At 59.9% G+C, this 18,713-nt stretch carries 20 protein-coding genes and 1 pseudogene; 11 read left to right on the top strand and 10 right to left on the bottom strand.

Annotated features, from left to right (window positions below; all coding sequences use genetic code 11):
* Positions 1 to 40: 40 nt before the first annotated feature.
* The 4 genes and pseudogenes from ACK56M_RS24490 to ACK56M_RS24475 form a co-directional block, all read right to left on the bottom strand.
* Entirely contained in the window at positions 41 to 304 is a 264-nt protein-coding gene (locus tag ACK56M_RS24490) for a bacteriocin immunity protein (RefSeq protein WP_015271731.1), read from the bottom strand.
* Positions 301 to 2,559, bottom strand: a complete 2,259-nt coding sequence (locus ACK56M_RS24485; RefSeq protein WP_411959112.1) for an S-type pyocin domain-containing protein — start codon at positions 2,557 to 2,559, stop codon at positions 301 to 303. The genes ACK56M_RS24490 and ACK56M_RS24485 overlap by 4 nt, the downstream gene beginning before the upstream one ends.
* A gap of 174 nt (positions 2,560 to 2,733) precedes the next feature.
* Positions 2,734 to 3,762 (bottom strand): IS30 family transposase, encoded by a 1,029-nt coding sequence (locus tag ACK56M_RS24480; protein WP_188258425.1) that lies wholly within the window; start codon positions 3,760 to 3,762, stop codon positions 2,734 to 2,736.
* 56 nt (positions 3,763 to 3,818) lie between these two features.
* Positions 3,819 to 4,268, bottom strand: a pseudogene (locus ACK56M_RS24475) (Lrp/AsnC family transcriptional regulator); the annotation flags it as partial.
* Positions 4,269 to 4,395: 127 nt separating this feature from the next.
* On the opposite strand from ACK56M_RS24475, the gene ACK56M_RS24470 reads away from it, so the two are divergent.
* On the top strand, positions 4,396 to 5,592 hold the full coding sequence (locus ACK56M_RS24470; RefSeq protein ID WP_015271728.1) for a methionine gamma-lyase: 1,197 nt from the start codon (positions 4,396 to 4,398) through the stop codon (positions 5,590 to 5,592).
* A 162-nt stretch (positions 5,593 to 5,754) separates the two neighbouring features.
* Here the strand turns inward: ACK56M_RS24470 and ACK56M_RS24465 are convergent, their stop codons facing one another.
* The gene (locus tag ACK56M_RS24465) at positions 5,755 to 6,189 is read right to left on the bottom strand and encodes a YhcB family protein (protein ID WP_003257164.1); all 435 of its coding nucleotides are present in this window, start codon (positions 6,187 to 6,189) and stop codon (positions 5,755 to 5,757) included.
* 135 nt (positions 6,190 to 6,324) lie between these two features.
* Between ACK56M_RS24465 and ACK56M_RS24460 the strand changes: the two genes are divergently transcribed.
* The 3 genes from ACK56M_RS24460 (at position 6,325) to zapE (ending at position 9,596) form a co-directional block, all read left to right on the top strand.
* Entirely contained in the window at positions 6,325 to 6,960 is a 636-nt protein-coding gene (locus tag ACK56M_RS24460) for an alpha/beta hydrolase (RefSeq protein ID WP_015271727.1), read from the top strand.
* Positions 6,961 to 6,985: 25 nt separating this feature from the next.
* Complete coding sequence (locus ACK56M_RS24455) at positions 6,986 to 8,335, top strand: tryptophan--tRNA ligase (RefSeq protein ID WP_411959111.1); 1,350 nt, start codon at positions 6,986 to 6,988, stop codon at positions 8,333 to 8,335.
* Between the two features lie 166 nt (positions 8,336 to 8,501).
* Positions 8,502 to 9,596, top strand: coding sequence for a cell division protein ZapE (gene zapE, locus ACK56M_RS24450; protein WP_015271725.1), 1,095 nt, complete (start codon positions 8,502 to 8,504; stop codon positions 9,594 to 9,596).
* 119 nt (positions 9,597 to 9,715) lie between these two features.
* Here zapE and ACK56M_RS24445 read toward each other — a convergent pair whose 3' ends face one another.
* Both ACK56M_RS24445 and ACK56M_RS24440 read right to left on the bottom strand, forming a co-directional pair.
* Positions 9,716 to 10,636: a GlxA family transcriptional regulator gene (locus ACK56M_RS24445; RefSeq protein WP_169774643.1), complete on the bottom strand. Its 921-nt coding sequence runs from the start codon at positions 10,634 to 10,636 to the stop codon at positions 9,716 to 9,718.
* Positions 10,637 to 10,946: 310 nt separating this feature from the next.
* Positions 10,947 to 11,987, bottom strand: coding sequence for an NADP(H)-dependent aldo-keto reductase (locus ACK56M_RS24440; protein WP_015271724.1), 1,041 nt, complete (start codon positions 11,985 to 11,987; stop codon positions 10,947 to 10,949).
* A gap of 257 nt (positions 11,988 to 12,244) precedes the next feature.
* On the opposite strand from ACK56M_RS24440, the gene rplM reads away from it, so the two are divergent.
* The 7 genes from rplM to ACK56M_RS24405 all read left to right on the top strand — a co-directional run bounded on the left by rplM (position 12,245) and on the right by ACK56M_RS24405 (position 17,109).
* The gene (gene rplM / locus ACK56M_RS24435; RefSeq protein WP_003260798.1) at positions 12,245 to 12,673 is read left to right on the top strand and encodes a 50S ribosomal protein L13; all 429 of its coding nucleotides are present in this window, start codon (positions 12,245 to 12,247) and stop codon (positions 12,671 to 12,673) included.
* 14 nt (positions 12,674 to 12,687) lie between these two features.
* Positions 12,688 to 13,080 (top strand): 30S ribosomal protein S9, encoded by a 393-nt coding sequence (gene rpsI / locus ACK56M_RS24430; protein WP_003260797.1) that lies wholly within the window; start codon positions 12,688 to 12,690, stop codon positions 13,078 to 13,080.
* 262 nt (positions 13,081 to 13,342) lie between these two features.
* Positions 13,343 to 13,936 (top strand): ubiquinol-cytochrome c reductase iron-sulfur subunit, encoded by a 594-nt coding sequence (gene petA / locus ACK56M_RS24425; protein ID WP_015271723.1) that lies wholly within the window; start codon positions 13,343 to 13,345, stop codon positions 13,934 to 13,936.
* Positions 13,936 to 15,147 (top strand): cytochrome b, encoded by a 1,212-nt coding sequence (locus tag ACK56M_RS24420; RefSeq protein ID WP_003260795.1) that lies wholly within the window; start codon positions 13,936 to 13,938, stop codon positions 15,145 to 15,147. The genes petA and ACK56M_RS24420 overlap by 1 nt, the downstream gene beginning before the upstream one ends.
* On the top strand, positions 15,147 to 15,926 hold the full coding sequence (locus ACK56M_RS24415; RefSeq protein WP_013974125.1) for a cytochrome c1: 780 nt from the start codon (positions 15,147 to 15,149) through the stop codon (positions 15,924 to 15,926). The genes ACK56M_RS24420 and ACK56M_RS24415 overlap by 1 nt, the downstream gene beginning before the upstream one ends.
* A 117-nt stretch (positions 15,927 to 16,043) precedes the next feature.
* Positions 16,044 to 16,667, top strand: coding sequence for a glutathione S-transferase N-terminal domain-containing protein (locus ACK56M_RS24410; protein ID WP_015271722.1), 624 nt, complete (start codon positions 16,044 to 16,046; stop codon positions 16,665 to 16,667).
* Between the two features lie 10 nt (positions 16,668 to 16,677).
* On the top strand, positions 16,678 to 17,109 hold the full coding sequence (locus ACK56M_RS24405) for a ClpXP protease specificity-enhancing factor (protein WP_015271721.1): 432 nt from the start codon (positions 16,678 to 16,680) through the stop codon (positions 17,107 to 17,109).
* Between the two features lie 51 nt (positions 17,110 to 17,160).
* On the opposite strand, the gene ACK56M_RS24400 is transcribed toward ACK56M_RS24405, so the two are convergent.
* From ACK56M_RS24400 to ACK56M_RS24390, 3 genes are all read right to left on the bottom strand, one after another.
* A complete protein-coding gene (locus tag ACK56M_RS24400) occupies positions 17,161 to 17,379 on the bottom strand; it encodes a YgdI/YgdR family lipoprotein (RefSeq protein WP_003260792.1) in 219 nt (72 codons plus the stop codon).
* Between the two features lie 163 nt (positions 17,380 to 17,542).
* Positions 17,543 to 18,121 carry a BON domain-containing protein gene (locus ACK56M_RS24395; RefSeq protein WP_015271720.1) on the bottom strand — a complete coding sequence of 193 codons (579 nt, stop codon included), beginning with the start codon at positions 18,119 to 18,121 and terminating at the stop codon, positions 17,543 to 17,545.
* Positions 18,118 to 18,711: a phosphoheptose isomerase gene (locus tag ACK56M_RS24390; protein WP_012274070.1), complete on the bottom strand. Its 594-nt coding sequence runs from the start codon at positions 18,709 to 18,711 to the stop codon at positions 18,118 to 18,120. The genes ACK56M_RS24395 and ACK56M_RS24390 overlap by 4 nt, the downstream gene beginning before the upstream one ends.
* Positions 18,712 to 18,713: the final 2 nt, after the last annotated feature.

Here is an 18,713-nt window from a genome sequence, read left to right as displayed (position 1 = left end):
GCGCTTTGGTGGTACACCCCGCGTGAGCGGGGTGTCGAATTCATTCTGGTTTGAATCCTGGCTTGCCGTTGGCTGCACGCCACTCTTTTATTATGCGTAGAATTTCTTCAGGCGTGTCAAGGCCGTCTGCTTCAGGCCAATAAATTAGGTCTGACCCGTTGGGGTGTTCGCTCAGAGTCTTGAATGCCATGATTTGTGCATCAAGTTCTTGATCGCTTATGTTGTCTGGTGGGTTGATTATTGATTTGATGAAATTCAAGAAGTCAAGTTCTGTATATTCGGAGATCGTGGCTTTTTGAGTCATTCGGAGGCCCCATAGTGAATGGCATGATGCGCCGCTGGTGTAACTACTCTTAAGTTGTCTACGTCGTATACAGCCCCGCTCTCGGAAATTGGAATCACGTGGTGGAGTATGAAGGTTGCGTGACCTTTGTGGTGATCTTTGTCACGCGCTCTGGGCGCGCGCCCTTTGGCGATGAGACTCTTGTTTGCATCATTGAATTGGCTAGAAAGCTCTGGGGTATCGGATAACGCCTTCCAGAATGCGGTTCTGAACTCATCGAAGTCTCGAAACTCTCTTCCCCTCAGCGCATTTGCAATTTGTGTCGGGATTTTTGCTCCGGCCCCTCTGGTTATGTCCCCAAGCCAGATGCCATCGATCTCCGCCCCTGAGCCCATGACAATACCTGGCTCATATCGCGGACTCTTGAACACCACCAGAATAGGCGGTAATCCCGAGTCCATGGGGAAGGTAATGATCAGTCGTTCCTGATCCAGCAGATCAAGCGCGGGGTAGCCTTCCTGTTCGTTATTCACAGGGTTCAGGCTGCTACCGGCATAGACGATGGTGCCTGGGGGTAGTTGCGGAAGGCTGGTGGAACTTCCTTGCTCACCACCCGGAGCACTGGCAGGTGTCCACGTCAGAATCCGCTGAGGATTGTCCAGCGCCAGGCTGTACACCTGCCGTTCCGTGTCGAACGTTGCTGCACGAACCGCTACCGGTTTGCCGCCTGGCACCACATACAGGTCCAGGGTGTCTTCGCTTTCGGCCCCTGCCATGAGATACGGTAAGTCGATACTGGTGGATGTTGCGGCCAACGCGGCAATGTCTGGCCCGTCAGGTGGTACCAGGCTGGATAGTGGGGTGCTGATGAGGTAGTGGCGTTCGCTGTTGCCCAGTGTCGATGGCCAGGCCATTGCGAGGGTGCCAACGGAAAGCGAGCGAAGAGAAACAGCAACCAGACGACTGATCGCCGAAGTTATTGCTTTGCTCAACGCTGTGTACGATGTTTCGGCAATTGCAAAGGTTGCAGCGCCGATGGGGATTACGGCTGGCGCTGATCCTGCAAGCTGCGCCTGGTGGTTATAGCGCACGCGCTGGCGTATAGCCTCCTGCCATTGTTGCTCGGCTTCCGCCGCCGAGCGCTCAGCTTCGGCCTGCTGGCGCGCAGCTTCTTCTTGTGCGGCGAGTTGCCCTTGCAGGCTCTCTACCTCAACGGCGCGCTGCACCAGGTTTTGCGTGGCACTTGTGTAGACACCCAGAAACCGGATCGATTCGGTCAGAGCAAGCGCCTGGTGATACTCCTTCCAGCGTGGACCGGCACGCCGTAACCGCTGCTCATCCACGAGGTGCAGAAGCCCTTCGAGTTGCGGCTTTGACAGAGGGCCGTTGATTTGAGGGTTTTGGTCCGGGTATGACGGGATTTGCGATTGTTTGCCCTGGATCAGGGCAACAGCAGTGGCTAGATAAGCACTGAGTGCCTGAACGAGCGAGAGTGCGTCGTCAATGACTGTCTGCCCCAACTCGTGCTGAATAACACTGGGCAAGCAGTTGAAATGAATTTGCCGCTCTGCATGGATTTGCGCTGTTCTTCGGGCAATGGCCTGCGACAAGTCCATCGGCTGATGACTCAGCTCATCCTGATCCACTAGTGTTGCCAGGCTTTCCAGGTCATCTGCCAGTGCCTGAATCTTGAGTGCTTCAAGATGCAGGCGATAGGCGCCATCCCATGAACTGTGCAGTTTGGCGCCCCATTCTGCCCCCAGTTCTTCACCCGTTGTTGCGGCGAAAAAGCCCGGGTCGAGAAATCGGCTCATCATTGAATCACCGCGTTTATAGAACGCGGGTGCACCGAAATAACTGTTGGCGTCGGGCAGGATCTGTAGATAAAGATCACGCATCTGATTGATGCGTGTGGTGAGAATGACCTGCTCGGCTGATGCCGCTGTCAGAGGGGCGCCTGCCTGGCTCGCTTCCGCTTTTATTTGGGACTTCAATGCTGCAATTGTGCTTGGCAGCTGGTTCGTCTCTTGACGGTATTTTTCCAAATAATCTTTTTCAATGACATGGTATTCCTCTGCGAACACCTTTCGAGTGGAAATTACGCGTGCAATATCGCTTTTGGTTGGACTGGTCCCGCGAGGATACCCGTCGCTAAGCCCCCAGCCACCTCCCCCCGGCCCACCACCACCGCCAATATAATGCAGCTCAATGCCCGTTGGTGGCTGCGCACTGATGTATAGCGCTTCATCGAGATAATATGCGTTGTCTTTAGCCATGTAGGTTCTCCTGATCGCTACATGGGCTAGCTTTCCGTAAATGTAACTCGCTGTATGTCGGCTGCGGTTCGGTAATCAGTAGGACCGTTCCTGGCGTGCTGAAAGACCTGTCCTAGATATGTTTTTCCGACACCGGTATCACCCGGGCGGTTGCAGAAGCTGAGTGCAACACGGTTATTGGATTGAAGTGGGCGCATCGTGCCGCATAGCCATGGCCTTTTGCATCACCTCACTCATCATTTCGATCGGACATTTGAAATCGAAGCGCTTACGGGGACGCATATTCAGTTGCAAGGCAATGGCGTCCAGCTCCTCCTGGCTATGTACCGACAGGTCTGTGCCCTTGGGCAAGTACTGGCGAATCAGGCCGTTGATGTTTTCGTTGCTGCCGCGCTGCCAGGGGCTGTGCGGGTCGCAGAAGTAAATTGCCACCCCGGTCTGCTGGGTGATTTCAGCATGCCGCGCCATTTCTCGGCCCTGGTCGTAGGTCATGCTCTTGCGCATCGCCAGCGGCATGCCATTGAGCGCTGCACTGAAGCCTTCCATCGCCGAGGTCGCCGTCGCGTCGTTCATCTTTACCAGCATCAGGTAGCCACTGGTTCGCTCCACCAGCGTGCCTACACACGAGGCGTTGGCCTTGCCCTTGATGAGGTCGCCTTCCCAATGCCCCGGCATCAGCCTGTCTTCAATCTCCGGCGGGCGCACATGAATACTGACCATCTCGGGGATCTGGCCGCGCCGATCCACGCCACCAGAGCGCGGTCGGCGCGTCGTCTTGCCTTGGCGCAGACAGATGATCAGCTCCTTACGCAGCTCACCCACTGGCAGGGCATAGATCGCGTTGTAGATCGTCTCGCGACAGACGTAGGCTTCTCTGAGGCTGGGAATGTTCATGCTGCGCAGCTTGCCGGCAATCTGCTCGGGAGACAAACGCTCGCGCAGCATATGGGCCACCAACTGGAAGCGCTCACTACTCGGCAAGAGCTTTCGTTTCGGTCGACAGCGTTGGCGGCGGGCCTGCATTTGCTGCTGGGCCAGGCGGGCCGAGTAGCCACCGCAAGCACCTCGGTTACGGCGCAGCTCACGGCTGATGGTCGAAGGGGATCGGTTGATCAAGCAGGCAATCCTGCGCAGGCTGAAGCCTTGGGTACGACCGATTTGAATGGTGGCGCGTTCTTCAACGCTGAGTTCGGAATAAGACATAGGGGCAGCACCGTACCGGAAAGGTCAGGTGTTGCACTCAGTTTTTGCCGCCGCCCCCGTTTTTCCTTCACCGCTTTGTACGAAAAACTCGAATAGATCTCCTTCACCCCCGGTAACCGCTGCAGCACTTCGCGGGTGAATTCGCCGAACGACTCCAGGTCCCGCGCCAGGATCTCCAGCAGAAAATCATACCTCCCGGAAATGTTGTGGCAGGCAACGATCTCGGGAATCTCCATCAACCGCTGCTCGAACGCCAGCGCCATGTCCTTGGTGTGCGAGTCCATCATGATGCTGACGAACGCGGTCACGCCAAATCCCAGCGACTTGGGCGAGAGGATGGCCTGGTAGCCGGTGATGTAGCCGTTGTCCTCCAGCAACTTGACCCGCCGCCAGCACGGCGAGGTTGTTAGCGCTACCTGGTCGGCAAGTTCGGCAACGGTGAGGCGGGCATTGTCCTGCAGGGCAGCGAGCAGGGCGCGGTCGGTGCGGTCGAGGCGTGAAGGCATGTTTTGCCCTCCTGGTCCGGTAATTATTGTTTTTATTCCAACAAGTACGCGTATGCGTGGGCCATTTTGGAAAAAATCGGGCAGCTCGGTGGCATAAGCTTATAGCAAACCACAAGAGGCTGTTGCCATGCGCGACTCCCATAACAACACCGGTTTTTCCACGCGGGCCATTCACCATGGCTACGATCCGCTTTCCCACAATGGCGCCCTGGTGCCGCCGGTGTACCAGACCGCTACCTATGCCTTCCCCACAGTCGAATACGGTGCTGCTTGCTTCGCCGGGGAGGAGCCGGGGCATTTCTACAGCCGCATTTCCAACCCTACCTTGGCTCTGCTGGAGCAGCGCATGGCCTCGCTGGAGGGCGGCGAGGCGGGGCTGGCATTGGCGTCGGGCATGGGGGCCATCACCTCGACGATCTGGACCCTGTTGCGCCCTGGTGATGAGCTGATCGTCGGGCGCACATTGTACGGCTGCACTTTTGCTTTCCTGCACCATGGCATTGGTGAATTCGGGGTGAAGATCCGCCATGTCGACCTGAACGATGCCAAGGCCCTGAAAGCGGCGATCAACAGCAAGACGCGGATGATCTACTTCGAAACGCCGGCCAACCCCAACATGCAGCTGGTGGATATCGCCGCGGTGGCCCAGGCGGTGCGCGGGCATGATGTGCATGTCGTGGTCGACAACACCTACTGCACGCCCTACCTGCAGCGGCCGCTGGAGCTGGGAGCGGACCTGGTGGTGCATTCGGCGACCAAGTACCTGAGTGGCCACGGCGATATCACTGCCGGTCTGGTGGTGGGGCGCAAGGCGCTGGTCGACCGCATTCGCCTGGAAGGGCTGAAGGACATGACCGGGGCGGTGCTGTCACCCCACGATGCGGCGCTGCTGATGCGCGGTATCAAGACCTTGGCCCTGCGCATGGACCGACATTGCGCCAATGCCCAGCAGGTGGCGGAGTTTCTGGCTCGGCAGCCGCAGGTGGAGCTGATTCACTACCCAGGTTTGCCGTCGTTTGCCCAGTACGAGCTGGCGCAGCGGCAGATGCGTTTGCCGGGCGGGATGATCGCCTTCGAGCTCAAGGGGGGGATCGAGGCCGGGCGCAGGTTCATGAATGCTCTGCAACTGTTTGCGCGGGCGGTGAGCCTGGGCGATGCCGAGTCGCTGGCGCAGCATCCGGCGAGCATGACGCACTCCAGCTATACCGCGAAGGAGCGGGCGCATCACGGGATATCGGAGGGGCTGGTGCGCCTGTCGGTGGGGCTGGAGGACTTGGAGGACCTGCTGGCGGATGTCGAGCAGGCATTGCAGGCCTGCAGCTAGGTTGCCTGGGCTGACCTCTTCGTGGGTAAACCCGCTCCTACAGGTCAGGCGCAGTATTTGAAACCTGCGCCGCCCCTGTGGGAGCGGGTTCACCCGCGAAGAGGCCAATGAATCCAGCCCATGAAAAAGGCCTCTTGCGAGGCCTTTGTCATTTTCTGCAGATCAGCGCTTCAGCCCGTAGCTCTCGTCAAGCATGCCCGGCGAGTTCGGTGCTTTCGGCGCGTAGTCGCGTGGCACTTCGGCGTCCTTCGGCGGGGTCAAACGGTCGCGTGGGCCTTGCGCTGCCTCGGAGTGCAGGGCTGCCAGCAAGCGTTGGCGAGTGACGTCGTCCAGGGCCAGGCTGTTGGCGCCTTCGGCCAGGTGGTCCTGCACGTCCTGATAGCTTTGGGTCAGTTTCTTGACCAGCACGGCCGTGCTGTTGAAATGAGTAACCACTTCGTTCTGATAGCTGTCGAAGCGCTTCTGGATATCATCCAGTTGACGCTGGGTGCTGCTCGGCGCGGCATTGGGCAGCAGGCGAGCGACGACGAACCCAACCACCACGCCGATGACCAGGGCCAGGGTCGGCAACAACCAAACAAGGAGCGAGAGTTCCACGAGTCCTTCCTCTATAAACGGCTTTGCTTTACGTTAACGGCTCAGACCTGCGCTGTATACCGCGAGCGATCGCAAATCAGAACAGAATTCCTCATCTAGACGAATCGACCCCTCCCGAGGTCACGGAGTAGTGCCTTGCTTGTCCGCGAAACCCCCTTGTTCATCGATGGCCCCAGCGGCCAGCTGGAAGCCTTGTACCTGGACGTGGCCAATGCCCGTGGCGTGGTGCTGATCTGCCACCCCAACCCGGTCCAGGGCGGCACCATGCTCAACAAGGTGGTCTCGACCCTGCAGCGCACCGCCCGTGACGCCGGCTATGTGACCCTGCGTTTCAACTACCGTGGCGTCGGGCAGAGCGCCGGCAGTCATGACATGGGTGCTGGCGAAGTGGCCGATGCCGAGGCCGCTGCGGCCTGGCTGCGCGAAAAGCACCTGGGCCTGCCGCTGGTGCTGATGGGTTTCTCGTTCGGCGGCTTCGTCGCCACCAGCCTGGCCGGCCGCCTGGAAGCTGCCGGAGTAGAGCTGCAACAGCTGTTCATGATCGCCCCGGCGGTCATGCGCCTGACGGCGGAGTTCCCGCTGCCGCAGCGCTGCCCGATCACCGTGGTGCAGCCGGACGCCGACGAAGTCGTCGCGCCGCAGCTGGTTTACGATTGGTCCGACAGCCTGTCGCGCCCCCATGAGCTGCTGAAAGTGGCAGAATGCGGACACTTCTTCCATGGCAAGCTGACCGATCTGAAGGATCTGCTGCTGCCGCGCCTTTCGAACTGAGCCAAGCCTGAATAAGCGAACACCCATGACCACGCGCATTCTCACCGGTATCACCACCACCGGCACTCCGCACCTGGGCAACTACGCCGGCGCCATCCGCCCGGCGATCCGTGCCAGCCAGCAGCCCGGTGTCGACTCGTTCTACTTCCTGGCCGACTACCACGCCCTGATCAAGTGCGACGACCCGCTGCGCATCCAGCGTTCGCGCCTGGAAATCGCCGCCACCTGGCTGGCCGGCGGTCTCGATGCGGACAAGGTGACCTTCTACCGCCAGTCCGATATCCCGGAAATCCCCGAGCTGACCTGGCTGCTGACCTGCGTCAGCGCCAAGGGCCTGCTCAACCGTGCACACGCCTACAAGGCCTCGGTGGACAAGAACCTGGAAAATGGCGAAGACCCGGATGCCGGCGTGACCATGGGCCTGTACAGCTACCCGGTGCTGATGGCTGCGGACATCCTGATGTTCAATGCCAACAAGGTGCCGGTCGGTCGTGACCAGATCCAGCACGTGGAAATGGCCCGCGACATCGGTCAGCGCTTCAACCACCTGTTCGGCCAGGGCGAGGACTTCTTCGCCCTGCCGGAAGCGGTGATCGAGGAGAGCGTGGCGACCCTGCCGGGCCTGGACGGGCGCAAGATGTCCAAGAGCTACGACAACACCATCCCGCTATTCACCAGCGCCAAGGAGATGAAAGACGCCATCTCGCGCATCGTCACCGACTCGCGTGCGCCTGGCGAAGCCAAAGACCCGGACAACGCGCACCTGTTCACCCTGTTCCAGGCCTTCTCTACGCCGGCGCAGTGCGCGGAGTTCCGTGACGAGCTGCTGCAGGGCCTGGGCTGGGGCGAGGCCAAGCAGCGGCTGTTCCAGCTGCTGGACGGCCAGCTGGCCGAGAAGCGCGAGTACTACCACCAGCTGATCGCCCGTCCGGCGGACCTGGAAGACATCCTGCTGGCCGGCGCTGCCAAGGCTCGCAAGATCGCCACGCCATTCCTCGAGCAGCTGCGCGAGGCCGTTGGCCTGCGTTCGTTCCGTAGCAGCGTGCAGGCCAGCACCGAAGTGAAGAAGAAGGCCGCCAAGAGTGCGCGTTTCGTCAGTTTCCGCGATGAAGACGGCAGCTTCCGCTTCCGTCTGCTTGCCGCTGATGGCGAGCAACTGCTGCTGTCGCGCAGCTTCGCCGACGGCAAGAGCGCCGGCGCCGTGAGCAAGCAGCTGCAGCAAGGTGGCGAGGCGGATGTACGCGTCGAAGGCCTGGGTTTCGGTCTGTGGCTGAACGGTGAACAGGTTGCCGACGGGCCGCAGTTCGACAGCGCCGAAGCCCGTGATTCGGCCATCGAAAGCCTGCGTGCAGCGCTTGCGCCACAACCGGACTGAAGATGGTGAAACTGTGGGAGCGGGCGTGCCCGCGAAACAGGCGCCGCGTTGCATGGCACCGGCTTTGCCGGTGTTCGCGGGCACGCCCGCTCCCACAGACTGATTGCCATTAAGCGGGCCTGTCGCTACAGTGACGGCCCGTTTTTTGTTGCCTCGCTAACGAATCATGACGCCCCTAGAACGATATCAAGCAGATCTGAAACGTCCCGACTTCTTCCATGACGCGGCGCAGGAAACTGCGGTGCGTCACCTGCAGCGCCTGTACGATGACCTGGTACACGCGCAGAACAACAAGCCGGGCGTGTTCGGCAAGCTGTTCGGCAAGAAGGAGCAGACCCCCGTCAAGGGCCTGTACTTCTGGGGTGGGGTAGGGCGCGGCAAGACCTATCTGGTCGATACCTTCTTCGAGGCGCTGCCGTTCAAGCAGAAGATGCGCACGCACTTCCACCGCTTCATGAAGCGTGTGCACGAGGAAATGAAAACCCTCAAGGGCGAGAAGAACCCGCTGACCATCATTGCCAAGCGCTTCAGCGAAGAAGCCAAGGTCATCTGTTTCGACGAATTCTTCGTGTCGGACATTACCGACGCGATGATTCTCGGCACCCTGATGGAAGAGTTGTTCAAGAACGGCGTATCGCTGGTGGCTACCTCCAACATCGTGCCTGACGGCCTGTACAAGGACGGCCTGCAGCGCGCGCGCTTCCTGCCGGCCATCGCCATGATCAAGCAGTACACCGACGTGGTGAACGTCGACAGCGGGGTCGACTATCGTCTGCGTCACCTCGAGCAGGCCGAACTGTACCACTACCCGCTCGATGAGGCGGCGCACCAGAGCCTGCGCGCCAGCTTCAAGGCCTTGACTCCTGAGTGCACCCAGGCGGTCGAGAACGACGTGCTGATGATCGAGAATCGCCCGATCCAGGCCCTGCTGACCTGTGACGATGTGGCCTGGTTCGACTTCCGCGCGCTGTGCGACGGCCCTCGTAGCCAGAACGACTACATCGAACTGGGCAAGATCTTCCATGCCGTGCTGTTGAGCAACGTGGAGCAGATGGGCGTCACCACCGACGACATCGCCCGCCGCTTCATCAACATGGTGGACGAGTTCTACGACCGCAACGTCAAGCTGATCATCTCGGCCGAGGTGGAGCTGAAGGACCTGTATACCGGTGGGCGCTTGGCCTTCGAGTTCCAGCGTACCCTGAGCCGCTTGCTGGAGATGCAGTCGCACGAGTTCCTGGCGCGGGCGCACAAGCCCTGAAATTGCCGGGGCCGCTTTGCGGCCCTTTTGCGACACAAGGCCGCTCCTACAGGATCACGCGATTCCATGTAGGAGCGGCCTTGTGTCGCGAAAGGGCTGCAAAGCAGCCCCAGAAGGCCTCAAGCCTCCTGCATGAACTGCTGCCGATACTGGTTCGGCGACAGCTCGGTATGCTGACGAAACAGCCGCGCAAAGAAACTGGCATCGTCATAGCCCACCTCATAACTGATGGTCTTGATGCTCTTGCGCGTGCTCGACAACAAGCCCTTGGCCGTCTCGATCCTCAACCGTTGCAGGTAGTGCAGCGGCTTGTCACCCGTAGCGCTCTGGAAACGCCGCATGAAATTGCGAATACTCATGCCGTGGTTGCGAGCCACGTCCTCGAAGCGGAACTTGTCGGCGAAGTGTTCTTCCAGCCAGTGCTGTATCTGCAGGATGATCAGGTCCTGGTGCAGCTTCTGCCCGCCAAAGCCCATGCGTCCCGGGGTGTAATTGCGCTGCACTTCGTAGAGGATGTCGCGGGACACGGCGCGGGCCACGTTGGCGCCGCAGAAGCGTTCGATCAGGTAGATGTACAGGTCGCAGGCTGAAGTGGTCCCGCCGGCGCAATAGAGGTTGTCTGCATCAGTCAGATGCTTGTCCTGGTTCAGCCGGATCTTCGGGAAGCGTTCGGCAAAGCTGTTGAAGAAGCGCCAGTAGGTGGTCGCTTCCTTGCCATCGAGCAGGCCGGACTCGGCCAGCCAGAATACGCCACTGGCCTCGGCGCACAGCACCGAGCCACGGGCATGCTGTTCACGCAGCCAAGGCAGTACCTGTGGATAACGTTGCAGCAGGTTGTCGAAGTCATCCCAGAAGGCCGGAAGGATGATCACGTCTGCGTCGTCAAGGCCGCCTTCGACTGGCAACTGCACATTGCTGAAGCTGTCCACGGGCTGGCCGTCCGGGCTCACCAGGCGAATCTCGAACATGGGCTGCAGGCCCAGGCCCAGTTGCTTGCTGTAGCGCAAGCTGGCGAGGTGGAAGAAATCCTTGGCCTGCATCAAGGTCGAAGCGAACACCTTGTCAATGGCCAGGATGCTGACGCGCCGCAGCGACGCGGAGGGTTGGGTAAACATCATTGTCATTGTTCTTATAGGGTAGAGTGGTCAATCACCGGCTGGATCGTCTTATTTTTTGGCGATTGTGTCTAGCCTGTGCAGCAGAGGGGCAGCGCCAACCGGTAGGAGCAGCCTTGTGCTGCGAAGAGGCCATTACTGCCACAGGCAACCTTCAGCCATACAGACCTCTTCGCAGCACAAGGGCTGCTCCTGCAGGTGTCCCACAGGCCTCGAAGTGGGCACAGGGTCCGGCTCAAGGCGCCGGGTTCGGTTGCTCCTGGTGAATCGCCTCGATCGCCGCCAGCAGTTCATCACTCAGGCTCAGCTCGAGGCTGGCAAGGTTGCTGTCCAGCTGTTCGAGGCTGGTCGCGCCAATGATATTGCTGGTCACGAACGGCTGCCGGGTAACGAACGCCAGGGCCATCTGCGCCGGGTCCAGGCCGTGCTCGCGGGCCAGCTGCACATAGCGGCTGCAGGCCGCCACGGTCTGTGGGTTGGAATAGCGGGCAAAGCGGCTGAACAGGGTCAGGCGTGCGTTTTCCGGGCGTGCGCCGTTCTCGTATTTGCCGGAGAGCATGCCGAACGCCAGCGGCGAATAGGCCAGCAGGCCGCATTGCTCGCGGATGGCCACTTCCGCAAGGCCCACCTCGAAGCTGCGGTTGAGCAGGTTGTAAGGGTTCTGGATTGATACCGCTCGCGGCCAGCCGCGGCTTTCAGCCAGTTGCAGGAACTTCATGGTGCCCCACGGCGTTTCGTTGGACAGGCCGATGTGGCGGATCTTGCCCGCGCGTACCTGCTCGTCGAGCACTTCGAGGGTTTCTTCCAGCGGGGTGAAGTGGTCCTGTGGCAAATGCTGGTAGCCCAGCTTGCCGAAGAAGTTGGTGCTGCGCTCGGGCCAGTGCAGCTGGTACAGGTCGATGCGGTCGGTCTGCAGGCGCTTGAGACTCTCGTCCAGCGCCGCGACGATATGCTGGCGGTTGTGCTTGAGCTGGCCGTCGCGAATGTGGCTGATGCCGTTGCCGGGGCCGGCGACCTTGCTGGCCAGCACCCAGTCGTCGCGATCGCCATTGTCACGGAACCAGTTGCCTATGATGCGCTCGGTGGCGGCGTAGGTTTCGGGGCGGGGCGGCACCGGGTACATTTCGGCGGTGTCGATGAAGTTGACCCCGGCGGCCTTGGCCCGGGCAATCTGCTCGAAGGCCTCGGCCTGACTGTTCTGTTCGCCCCAGGTCATGGTTCCAAGGCACAGGGCGCTGACATTGAGGTCGGTACGGCCAAGCTGGCGGTATTCCATCGGATAGACACTCCTTGGCAAAGAAGCCCATCAAAGCAGGTTGAAATTTTTCGCGCAATCTGGATAATTCGGCACCTCTCCGTGTGGCGGAAGTGATGCACCACCACGCAGGAAGAACCCCGTCGAACATTGGCGTGCCTGACCCGAGCCCCCAAAAGCGTCAGCGTTCGGCTGCGCGCTTGCCCTTGGCAAGCTGTGCACTATCCAGTAAGATTCGCCGTCTATTTTTCGCTGGGCGGCCTCTGAGGCTTTAGAGAATGAAAACTTTTACTGCTAAACCGGAAACAGTAAAGCGCGAGTGGTTCGTAGTCGACGCCGCTGGCCAGACCCTGGGTCGTCTGGCTACCGAAATCGCTAGCCGTCTGCGTGGCAAACACAAGCCAGAATACACCCCTCACGTTGACACCGGCGACTACATCGTCGTTATCAACGCCGAGCAGGTTCGTGTGACTGGTGCCAAGTCTTCCGACAAGATGTACTACTCCCACTCCGGTTTCCCGGGCGGTATCAAGGAAATCAACTTCGAGAAGTTGATCGCCAAGGCCCCTGAGCGTGTTATCGAAACTGCGGTCAAAGGCATGCTGCCGAAGAACCCGCTGGGTCGCGACATGTACCGCAAGCTGAAAGTGTACGCGGGTGCTGCTCACCCACACACTGCTCAGCAGCCTCAAGAACTGAAGATCTAACGGGATAGTTCATTATGTCGGCGACTCAAAACTACGGCACTGGCCGTCGCAAGACCGCAACCGCTCGCGTATTCCTGCGTCCGGGTACTGGTAACATTTCCATCAACAACCGTTCTCTGGACGTGTTCTTCGGTCGCGAAACCGCTCGCATGGTTGTTCGTCAGCCGCTCGAGCTGACCGAAACCGTTGAGAAGTTCGACATCTACGTCACCGTTTCCGGTGGTGGTGTCAGCGGTCAAGCCGGTGCGATCCGTCACGGTATCACCCGCGCTCTGATGGAATACGACGAAACCCTGCGTGGCGCTCTGCGTCGTGCTGGCTACGTCACCCGCGACGCTCGTGAAGTCGAGCGTAAGAAAGTGGGTCTGCGTAAAGCGCGTAAGCGTCCTCAGTACTCCAAGCGTTAATACCGCTTCGGCAGTCGAAAAAAGCCCGGTTCTTTGGAACCGGGCTTTTTTTATGTCTTGAACTAACCTGTCAGCATGTCCGTGACGACTTGCCGCATAGACGCAGATCAAGCAAAGCGAGGGTTGTAGCCCGTTCCCCGGGTAATCACCTTGTCAGTGTGTGGATTTGTTTCTTACCATGGCGGCCAATTTTTAGTGCACAGACATTACCTAAGTACAGGCCAGGTCCAACTGGTCAAGCAAGCTGATGGGAGAGGACTGAATGAGCAATGACGGCGTCAACGCAGGCCGGCGCCGCTTCCTCGTAGCCGCGACATCCGTAGTCGGGGCGGCGGGGGCAGTGGGGGCTGCGGTACCGTTCGTGGGGTCATGGTTTCCCAGTGCCAAGGCGAAAGCCGCGGGTGCACCGGTGAAGGTCAATATCGCCAAGGTCGAGGCCGGCCAGCAGATGGTGGCCGAGTGGCGCGGTCAACCAGTGTTCATCGTGCGGCGAACGGACGAGATCCTCGGTAACCTGAAAAAGGTCGTAGGTGATCTGGCTGACCCCGAGTCCAAGGCCTCGGTGCAGCCCACCTACGTCGATCCGCAGGTTCGTTCGATCAAGCCGGAAATCCTCATCCTTGTTGGCCTGTGCACACACCTGGGCTGCTCGCCCACCTTCCGCCCGGAAGTCGCACCCGCTGACCTTGGCCCGAAATGGGTAGGTGGCTATTTCTGCCCGTGCCACGGTTCCCACTACGACCTGGCCGGCCGTGTCTACAAGTCGCAGCCGGCGCCACTCAACCTGCCCGTGCCACCGCACTCTTACGAGTCGGACGAGATCGTCGTCATCGGCGTTGACCAGGAGAACGCATGATGAGCAAGTTCATGGACTGGATTGATGCTCGCTTCCCCGCGACCAAGATGTGGGAAGACCACCTGAGCAAGTATTACGCACCCAAGAACTTCAACTTCCTGTACTTCTTCGGCTCGCTGGCGTTGCTGGTACTGGTCAACCAGATCGTCACCGGTGTGTGGCTGACCATGAGCTTCACACCCTCGGCAGAAGAGGCGTTCGCCTCGGTCGAGTACATCATGCGCGATGTGGAATACGGCTGGATCCTGCGCTACCTGCACTCCACCGGTGCATCGGCGTTCTTCATCGTCGTCTACCTGCACATGTTCCGCGGCCTGCTCTACGGTTCCTACCAGAAGCCGCGTGAACTGGTGTGGCTGTTCGGCATGCTGATCTACCTGGCGCTGATGGCCGAAGCCTTCATGGGCTACCTGCTGCCGTGGGGCCAGATGTCGTACTGGGGTGCCCAGGTGATCATCTCGCTGTTCGGTGCCATTCCGGTGATCGGTGGCGACCTTACCCAGTGGATCCGTGGTGACTACCTGATCTCGGGTATCACTCTGAACCGCTTCTTCGCCCTGCACGTGGTTGCCTTGCCGATCGTGATTCTCGGCCTGGTGGTCCTGCACATCCTCGCCCTTCACGAAGTGGGTTCGAACAACCCCGATGGCGTCGACATCAAGAAGAAAAAGGACGAAAACGGTATCCCGCTGGACGGTATCCCGTTCCACCCGTACTACACCGTCAAGGATATTGTCGGCGTGGTGGTGTTCCTGTTCGTGTTCTGCGCCGTGGTGTTCTTCTTCCCGGAAATGGGTGGTTACTTCCTGGAGAAACCTAACTTCGAGCAGGCGAACGCCTTCAAGACCCCCGAGCACATTGCGCCGGTGTGGTACTTCACGCCGTTCTACGCGATCCTGCGTGCGGTGCCTGACAAGCTGATGGGCGTCATCGCCATGGGTGCGGCCATTGCCGTGTTGTTCGTCCTGCCCTGGCTCGACCGCAGCCCGGTCCGCTCCATGCGCTACAAGGGCTGGATCAGCAAGCTCTTCCTGCTGGTGTTCTGCGTGGCCTTCGTCATCCTCGGCATACTGGGCGTGCTGGCGCCGACACCTGGGCGTACCTTGCTGTCGCAGGTGTGCACGGTGTTGTACTTCGCCTACTTCCTGCTGATGCCGTTCTACACAAGGCTCGAGAAGACCAAACCGGTTCCGGAAAGGGTGACTGGCTGATGAAAAAGTTGATTGCAGTATTTTTGCTGGCAGTGATGCCTGCCTTTTCCTTCGCGGCCGAAACGGGCCTGGAGCTGGACAAGGTCGACATCGACCTGAGCGACAAGGCCGCCATGCAGGACGGTGCGCGTACCTTTGCCAACTATTGCATGGGCTGCCACAGTGCGAAGTTCCAGCGTTACGAGCGGGTTGCCGATGACCTGGGCATCCCCCACGAGCTGATGCTCGAGAAGCTGGTGTTCACCGGTGCCAAGATCGGTGACCACATGCAGATCGGCATGAAGCCCAGTGACGCCAAGACCTGGTTCGGCGCCGCACCGCCCGACCTGACCCTGGTGGCCCGTGTGCGTGGCACCGACTGGTTGTACACCTACCTGCGCAGTTTCTATGAGGACCCGTCACGGCCTTATGGGGTGAACAACAAGGTGTTCCCGAACGTCGGCATGCCTAACGTGCTGGTCGGCTTGCAGGGCAACCAGGTGGTTGGCTGCAAGCAGGTGCAGACCGTGACCGATGGCAAGAAGCAATTCGACCCACTGACTGGTAGCCCGCTGACTCATGAAGCCTGCGACCAGCTGACCATTACGCCGAATTCCGGTACCCTGACGACCGAGCAGTTCGACGAGAAGGTCAAGAACCTGGTGACCTTCCTGGCCTATTCGGCCAACCCGGTCAAACTGGAAAGCCAGCGCATCGGTACCTATGTGTTGCTGTACCTGGCTTTCTTCTTCGTATTCGCCTACTTGCTCAAGCGTGAATACTGGAAGGACGTGCACTGATCACGCAGTAGTTTCTGGTTGTTGAACGCGCCCGTGGTGGCCTGGCAGATCTGCCAGGTCACCACGGGCGCGTTTTCATTTACAGTTTTACAAGCATCCCGTACGAGGAGGCGCTACATGGGCGCAACCAACAGGTTAGCCTGCTATTCCGACCCCGCTGATCACTATTCTCATCGGGTACGCCTCGTGCTGGCCGAGAAGGGCATCAGCGTGCAGGTCATCGATGTCGATCCCGGTCGACTGCCGCCCAAGCTGGTCGAGGTGAATCCTTACGGCAGCGTGCCGACCCTGGTCGACCGTGACCTGGCGCTGTATGAATCGACCGTGGTGATGGAGTACCTCGAGGAGCGTTATCCACATCCGCCGCTAATGCCGGTGTACCCGGTTGCGCGGGGGAACAGTCGCTTGCTGATGCACCGCATCCAGCGCGACTGGTGCTCCCTGGCCGATACCGTGCTCGATCCGCGCAGTAGCGAGGCTGCCCGAACCGAAGCGCGCAAGGCATTGCGTGAGAGCCTGACCGGGGTCTCGCCGTTGTTCGGCGAGTACGCCTGCTTCATGAGTGAGGAGCAAAGCCTGGTCGATTGTTGTCTACTGCCCATCCTCTGGCGTCTGCCGGTGTTGGGTATCGAGTTGCCGCGGCAAGCCAAGCCGCTGCTGGATTACATGGAGCGGCAGTTCGCCCGCGAGCCTTTCCAGGCGAGCCTGTCCTCTGTAGAACGTGAAATGCGCAAGCTTTAAGGAGCCGTTGATGAACTCCAGTCGCCCCTATCTGGTTCGAGCACTGTACGAGTGGATCGTCGACAACGATTGCACGCCCCATATGCTGGTCAATGCCGAATTCCCGAAGGTCCAGGTGCCGGACGGTTTCGCCAGTGATGGCCAGATCGTCTTGAACATCTCGCCAAGTGCCGTGCGCAGCCTGCACATGGACAACGACGCGGTCAGCTTCGAGGGCCGCTTCGGTGGCGTGGCTCACTCGCTGTACGTGCCGGTTGGTGCCATTCTGGGTATTTACGCCCGCGAGAATGGCCAGGGTATGGTCTTCGAGCTGGAGTCGTCCATGATGGATGACGATGAGCAGGAAGATGATGAAGTGCAGCCGGATGACGATGGCCCGCCAGAGGGTGGTGGCCAGCCGCCACGCCCGACTGGTCGACCAAGTCTGAAAGTGGTCAAGTAATAAAAAAGGCGATCCAACCGGATCGCCTTTTTTTAATTACGCCAGCCCTGCTTACAGGTCGCTGATGGTACGTACCTGGTCCTTGTTGATGCGGGTACGCTTGCCGTCGAGTTGCTGGAACTCATAGAAGCCGGCGTCACGGTCGAACTTCGGTACGTCGACGGCCTGGATTTCACGGCCATCGTTGAGGGTGATCAGGCTTGGTGTAGAGCAGCCGGCCAGGGTGGCGAAAGTGCCGAACAGCAGGGCAGGCAGCAGAAGCTTTTTCATGCGGTGTTTCCTGGATTTCTGAAGGGTGGGGCAGTGTTGTCGCCTGTGCTGGCCTTTTCGCGGGTAAACCCGCTCCCACAGGAATACAACAAGTCTCGAAAGCTGTGAGATCCCTGTGGGGGCGGGTTTACCCGCGAAGAGGCCGGTGCAGGCAATCAGTGAATCAGTCGATGTACTCGAACAGCTTGACGATCTTCTGCACACCCGACACGCCCTGTACCACGGCAGTGGCCGAGTTGGCCTCCTGCTGGGTCACCAGGCCGAGCAGGTAAACGATGCCATTCTCGGTAATCACCTTGATGCGCGAGCTGGGCACGGCATTGTCGGTCAGCATCTGGGTCTTGATCTTGGTGGTCAGCCAGGCGTCGTTGTTGCGCGCCAGGATGGAGGAGGGTTGCATCACCTGCAGCTCGTTGTGCACTTTCTTGACGCGCTGTACCTGGCTGGCAGTCTGCTCGGCGAGGCTCTTGAGGTCGGCGCGCGGTGTCTGGCCGGCCAGCAGGACGATGCCGTTGTAGCTGCTGACAACGATGTGCGAACCTTTGTCCAGGTCAGGGCTGGCCTTGGCGATGTTGACCGAAGCCTTGGTTTCGATCAGCGAGTCGTCGATCTTGCTGCCGATGGTGCGCGTTCCGCGATCGTCCTCGATCGGCGAATTGCGGGTAGAGGTCAGTACCGAGCTGCAACCAGTGACGCTCAGGCACAGTGTCAGGGCCATAAGGCCGAGGCGCATAGGGGTCATTCTTCACTCCCGAACAGTTGGCTGTCGATCAGATCACACAGGCAGTGGATCGCCAGCAGGTGGACTTCCTGGATACGCGCGGTAACCGTCGAAGGTACGCGGATTTCCACGTCTTCGGGCAGCAGCAGCGAAGCCATGCCGCCGCCATCGCGACCAGTCAATGCTACGACAATCATTTCGCGGTCATGTGCGGCCTGGATCGCCTGGATCACGTTGGCCGAGTTGCCGCTGGTGGAGATCGCCAGCAGAACGTCACCGGGCTGGCCCAGCGCGCGGATCTGCTTGGAAAAGACTTCGTTGTAGCTGTAGTCGTTGGCGATCGAGGTCAAGGTCGAGCTGTCGGTGGTCAGCGCGATGGCCGGCAGGCTCGGGCGTTCGCGCTCGAAGCGGTTGAGCAGCTCGGAGGAAAAGTGCTGGGCATCGCCGGCCGAGCCGCCGTTGCCACAGGCGAGCATCTTGCCCTCGTTGAGCAGCGCGTTGACCATGACCAGGCTGGCCTGCTCGATGTGCGGTGCCAGGATGTCCATTGCCTGTTGCTTGGTATCGATGCTGGCCTGGAATAGCCGGCGAATTCGGGATTGCATGTCCATCT

It is taken from the genome of Pseudomonas sp. s4 (assembly GCF_046764235.1).
Taxonomy (GTDB): domain Bacteria; phylum Pseudomonadota; class Gammaproteobacteria; order Pseudomonadales; family Pseudomonadaceae; genus Aquipseudomonas; species Aquipseudomonas asiatica.
The sequence above is the reverse complement of the archived record's forward strand: the minus strand, read 5'-3'. Positions and strand labels throughout refer to the sequence as shown.

What these genes read in the sequence shown, in the direction of transcription:
- ACK56M_RS24490 (WP_015271731.1), bottom strand. Translation starts at nt 304, where the DNA reads ATGACTCAAAAAGCCACGATCTCCGAATATACAGAACTTGACTTCTTG.
- ACK56M_RS24485 (WP_411959112.1), bottom strand. Translation starts at nt 2,559, where the DNA reads ATGGCTAAAGACAACGCATATTATCTCGATGAAGCGCTATACATCAGT.
- ACK56M_RS24480 (WP_188258425.1), bottom strand. Translation starts at nt 3,762, where the DNA reads ATGTCTTATTCCGAACTCAGCGTTGAAGAACGCGCCACCATTCAAATC.
- ACK56M_RS24470 (WP_015271728.1), top strand. Translation starts at nt 4,396, where the DNA reads ATGCGCGACTCCCATAACAACACCGGTTTTTCCACGCGGGCCATTCAC.
- ACK56M_RS24455 (WP_411959111.1), top strand. Translation starts at nt 6,986, where the DNA reads ATGACCACGCGCATTCTCACCGGTATCACCACCACCGGCACTCCGCAC.
- zapE (WP_015271725.1), top strand. Translation starts at nt 8,502, where the DNA reads ATGACGCCCCTAGAACGATATCAAGCAGATCTGAAACGTCCCGACTTC.
- ACK56M_RS24445 (WP_169774643.1), bottom strand. Translation starts at nt 10,636, where the DNA reads ATGCAGGCCAAGGATTTCTTCCACCTCGCCAGCTTGCGCTACAGCAAG.
- ACK56M_RS24440 (WP_015271724.1), bottom strand. Translation starts at nt 11,987, where the DNA reads ATGGAATACCGCCAGCTTGGCCGTACCGACCTCAATGTCAGCGCCCTG.
- rplM (WP_003260798.1), top strand. Translation starts at nt 12,245, where the DNA reads ATGAAAACTTTTACTGCTAAACCGGAAACAGTAAAGCGCGAGTGGTTC.
- rpsI (WP_003260797.1), top strand. Translation starts at nt 12,688, where the DNA reads ATGTCGGCGACTCAAAACTACGGCACTGGCCGTCGCAAGACCGCAACC.
- petA (WP_015271723.1), top strand. Translation starts at nt 13,343, where the DNA reads ATGAGCAATGACGGCGTCAACGCAGGCCGGCGCCGCTTCCTCGTAGCC.
- ACK56M_RS24420 (WP_003260795.1), top strand. Translation starts at nt 13,936, where the DNA reads ATGAGCAAGTTCATGGACTGGATTGATGCTCGCTTCCCCGCGACCAAG.
- ACK56M_RS24415 (WP_013974125.1), top strand. Translation starts at nt 15,147, where the DNA reads ATGAAAAAGTTGATTGCAGTATTTTTGCTGGCAGTGATGCCTGCCTTT.
- ACK56M_RS24410 (WP_015271722.1), top strand. Translation starts at nt 16,044, where the DNA reads ATGGGCGCAACCAACAGGTTAGCCTGCTATTCCGACCCCGCTGATCAC.
- ACK56M_RS24405 (WP_015271721.1), top strand. Translation starts at nt 16,678, where the DNA reads ATGAACTCCAGTCGCCCCTATCTGGTTCGAGCACTGTACGAGTGGATC.
- ACK56M_RS24400 (WP_003260792.1), bottom strand. Translation starts at nt 17,379, where the DNA reads ATGAAAAAGCTTCTGCTGCCTGCCCTGCTGTTCGGCACTTTCGCCACC.
- ACK56M_RS24395 (WP_015271720.1), bottom strand. Translation starts at nt 18,121, where the DNA reads ATGACCCCTATGCGCCTCGGCCTTATGGCCCTGACACTGTGCCTGAGC.
- ACK56M_RS24390 (WP_012274070.1), bottom strand. Translation starts at nt 18,711, where the DNA reads ATGGACATGCAATCCCGAATTCGCCGGCTATTCCAGGCCAGCATCGAT.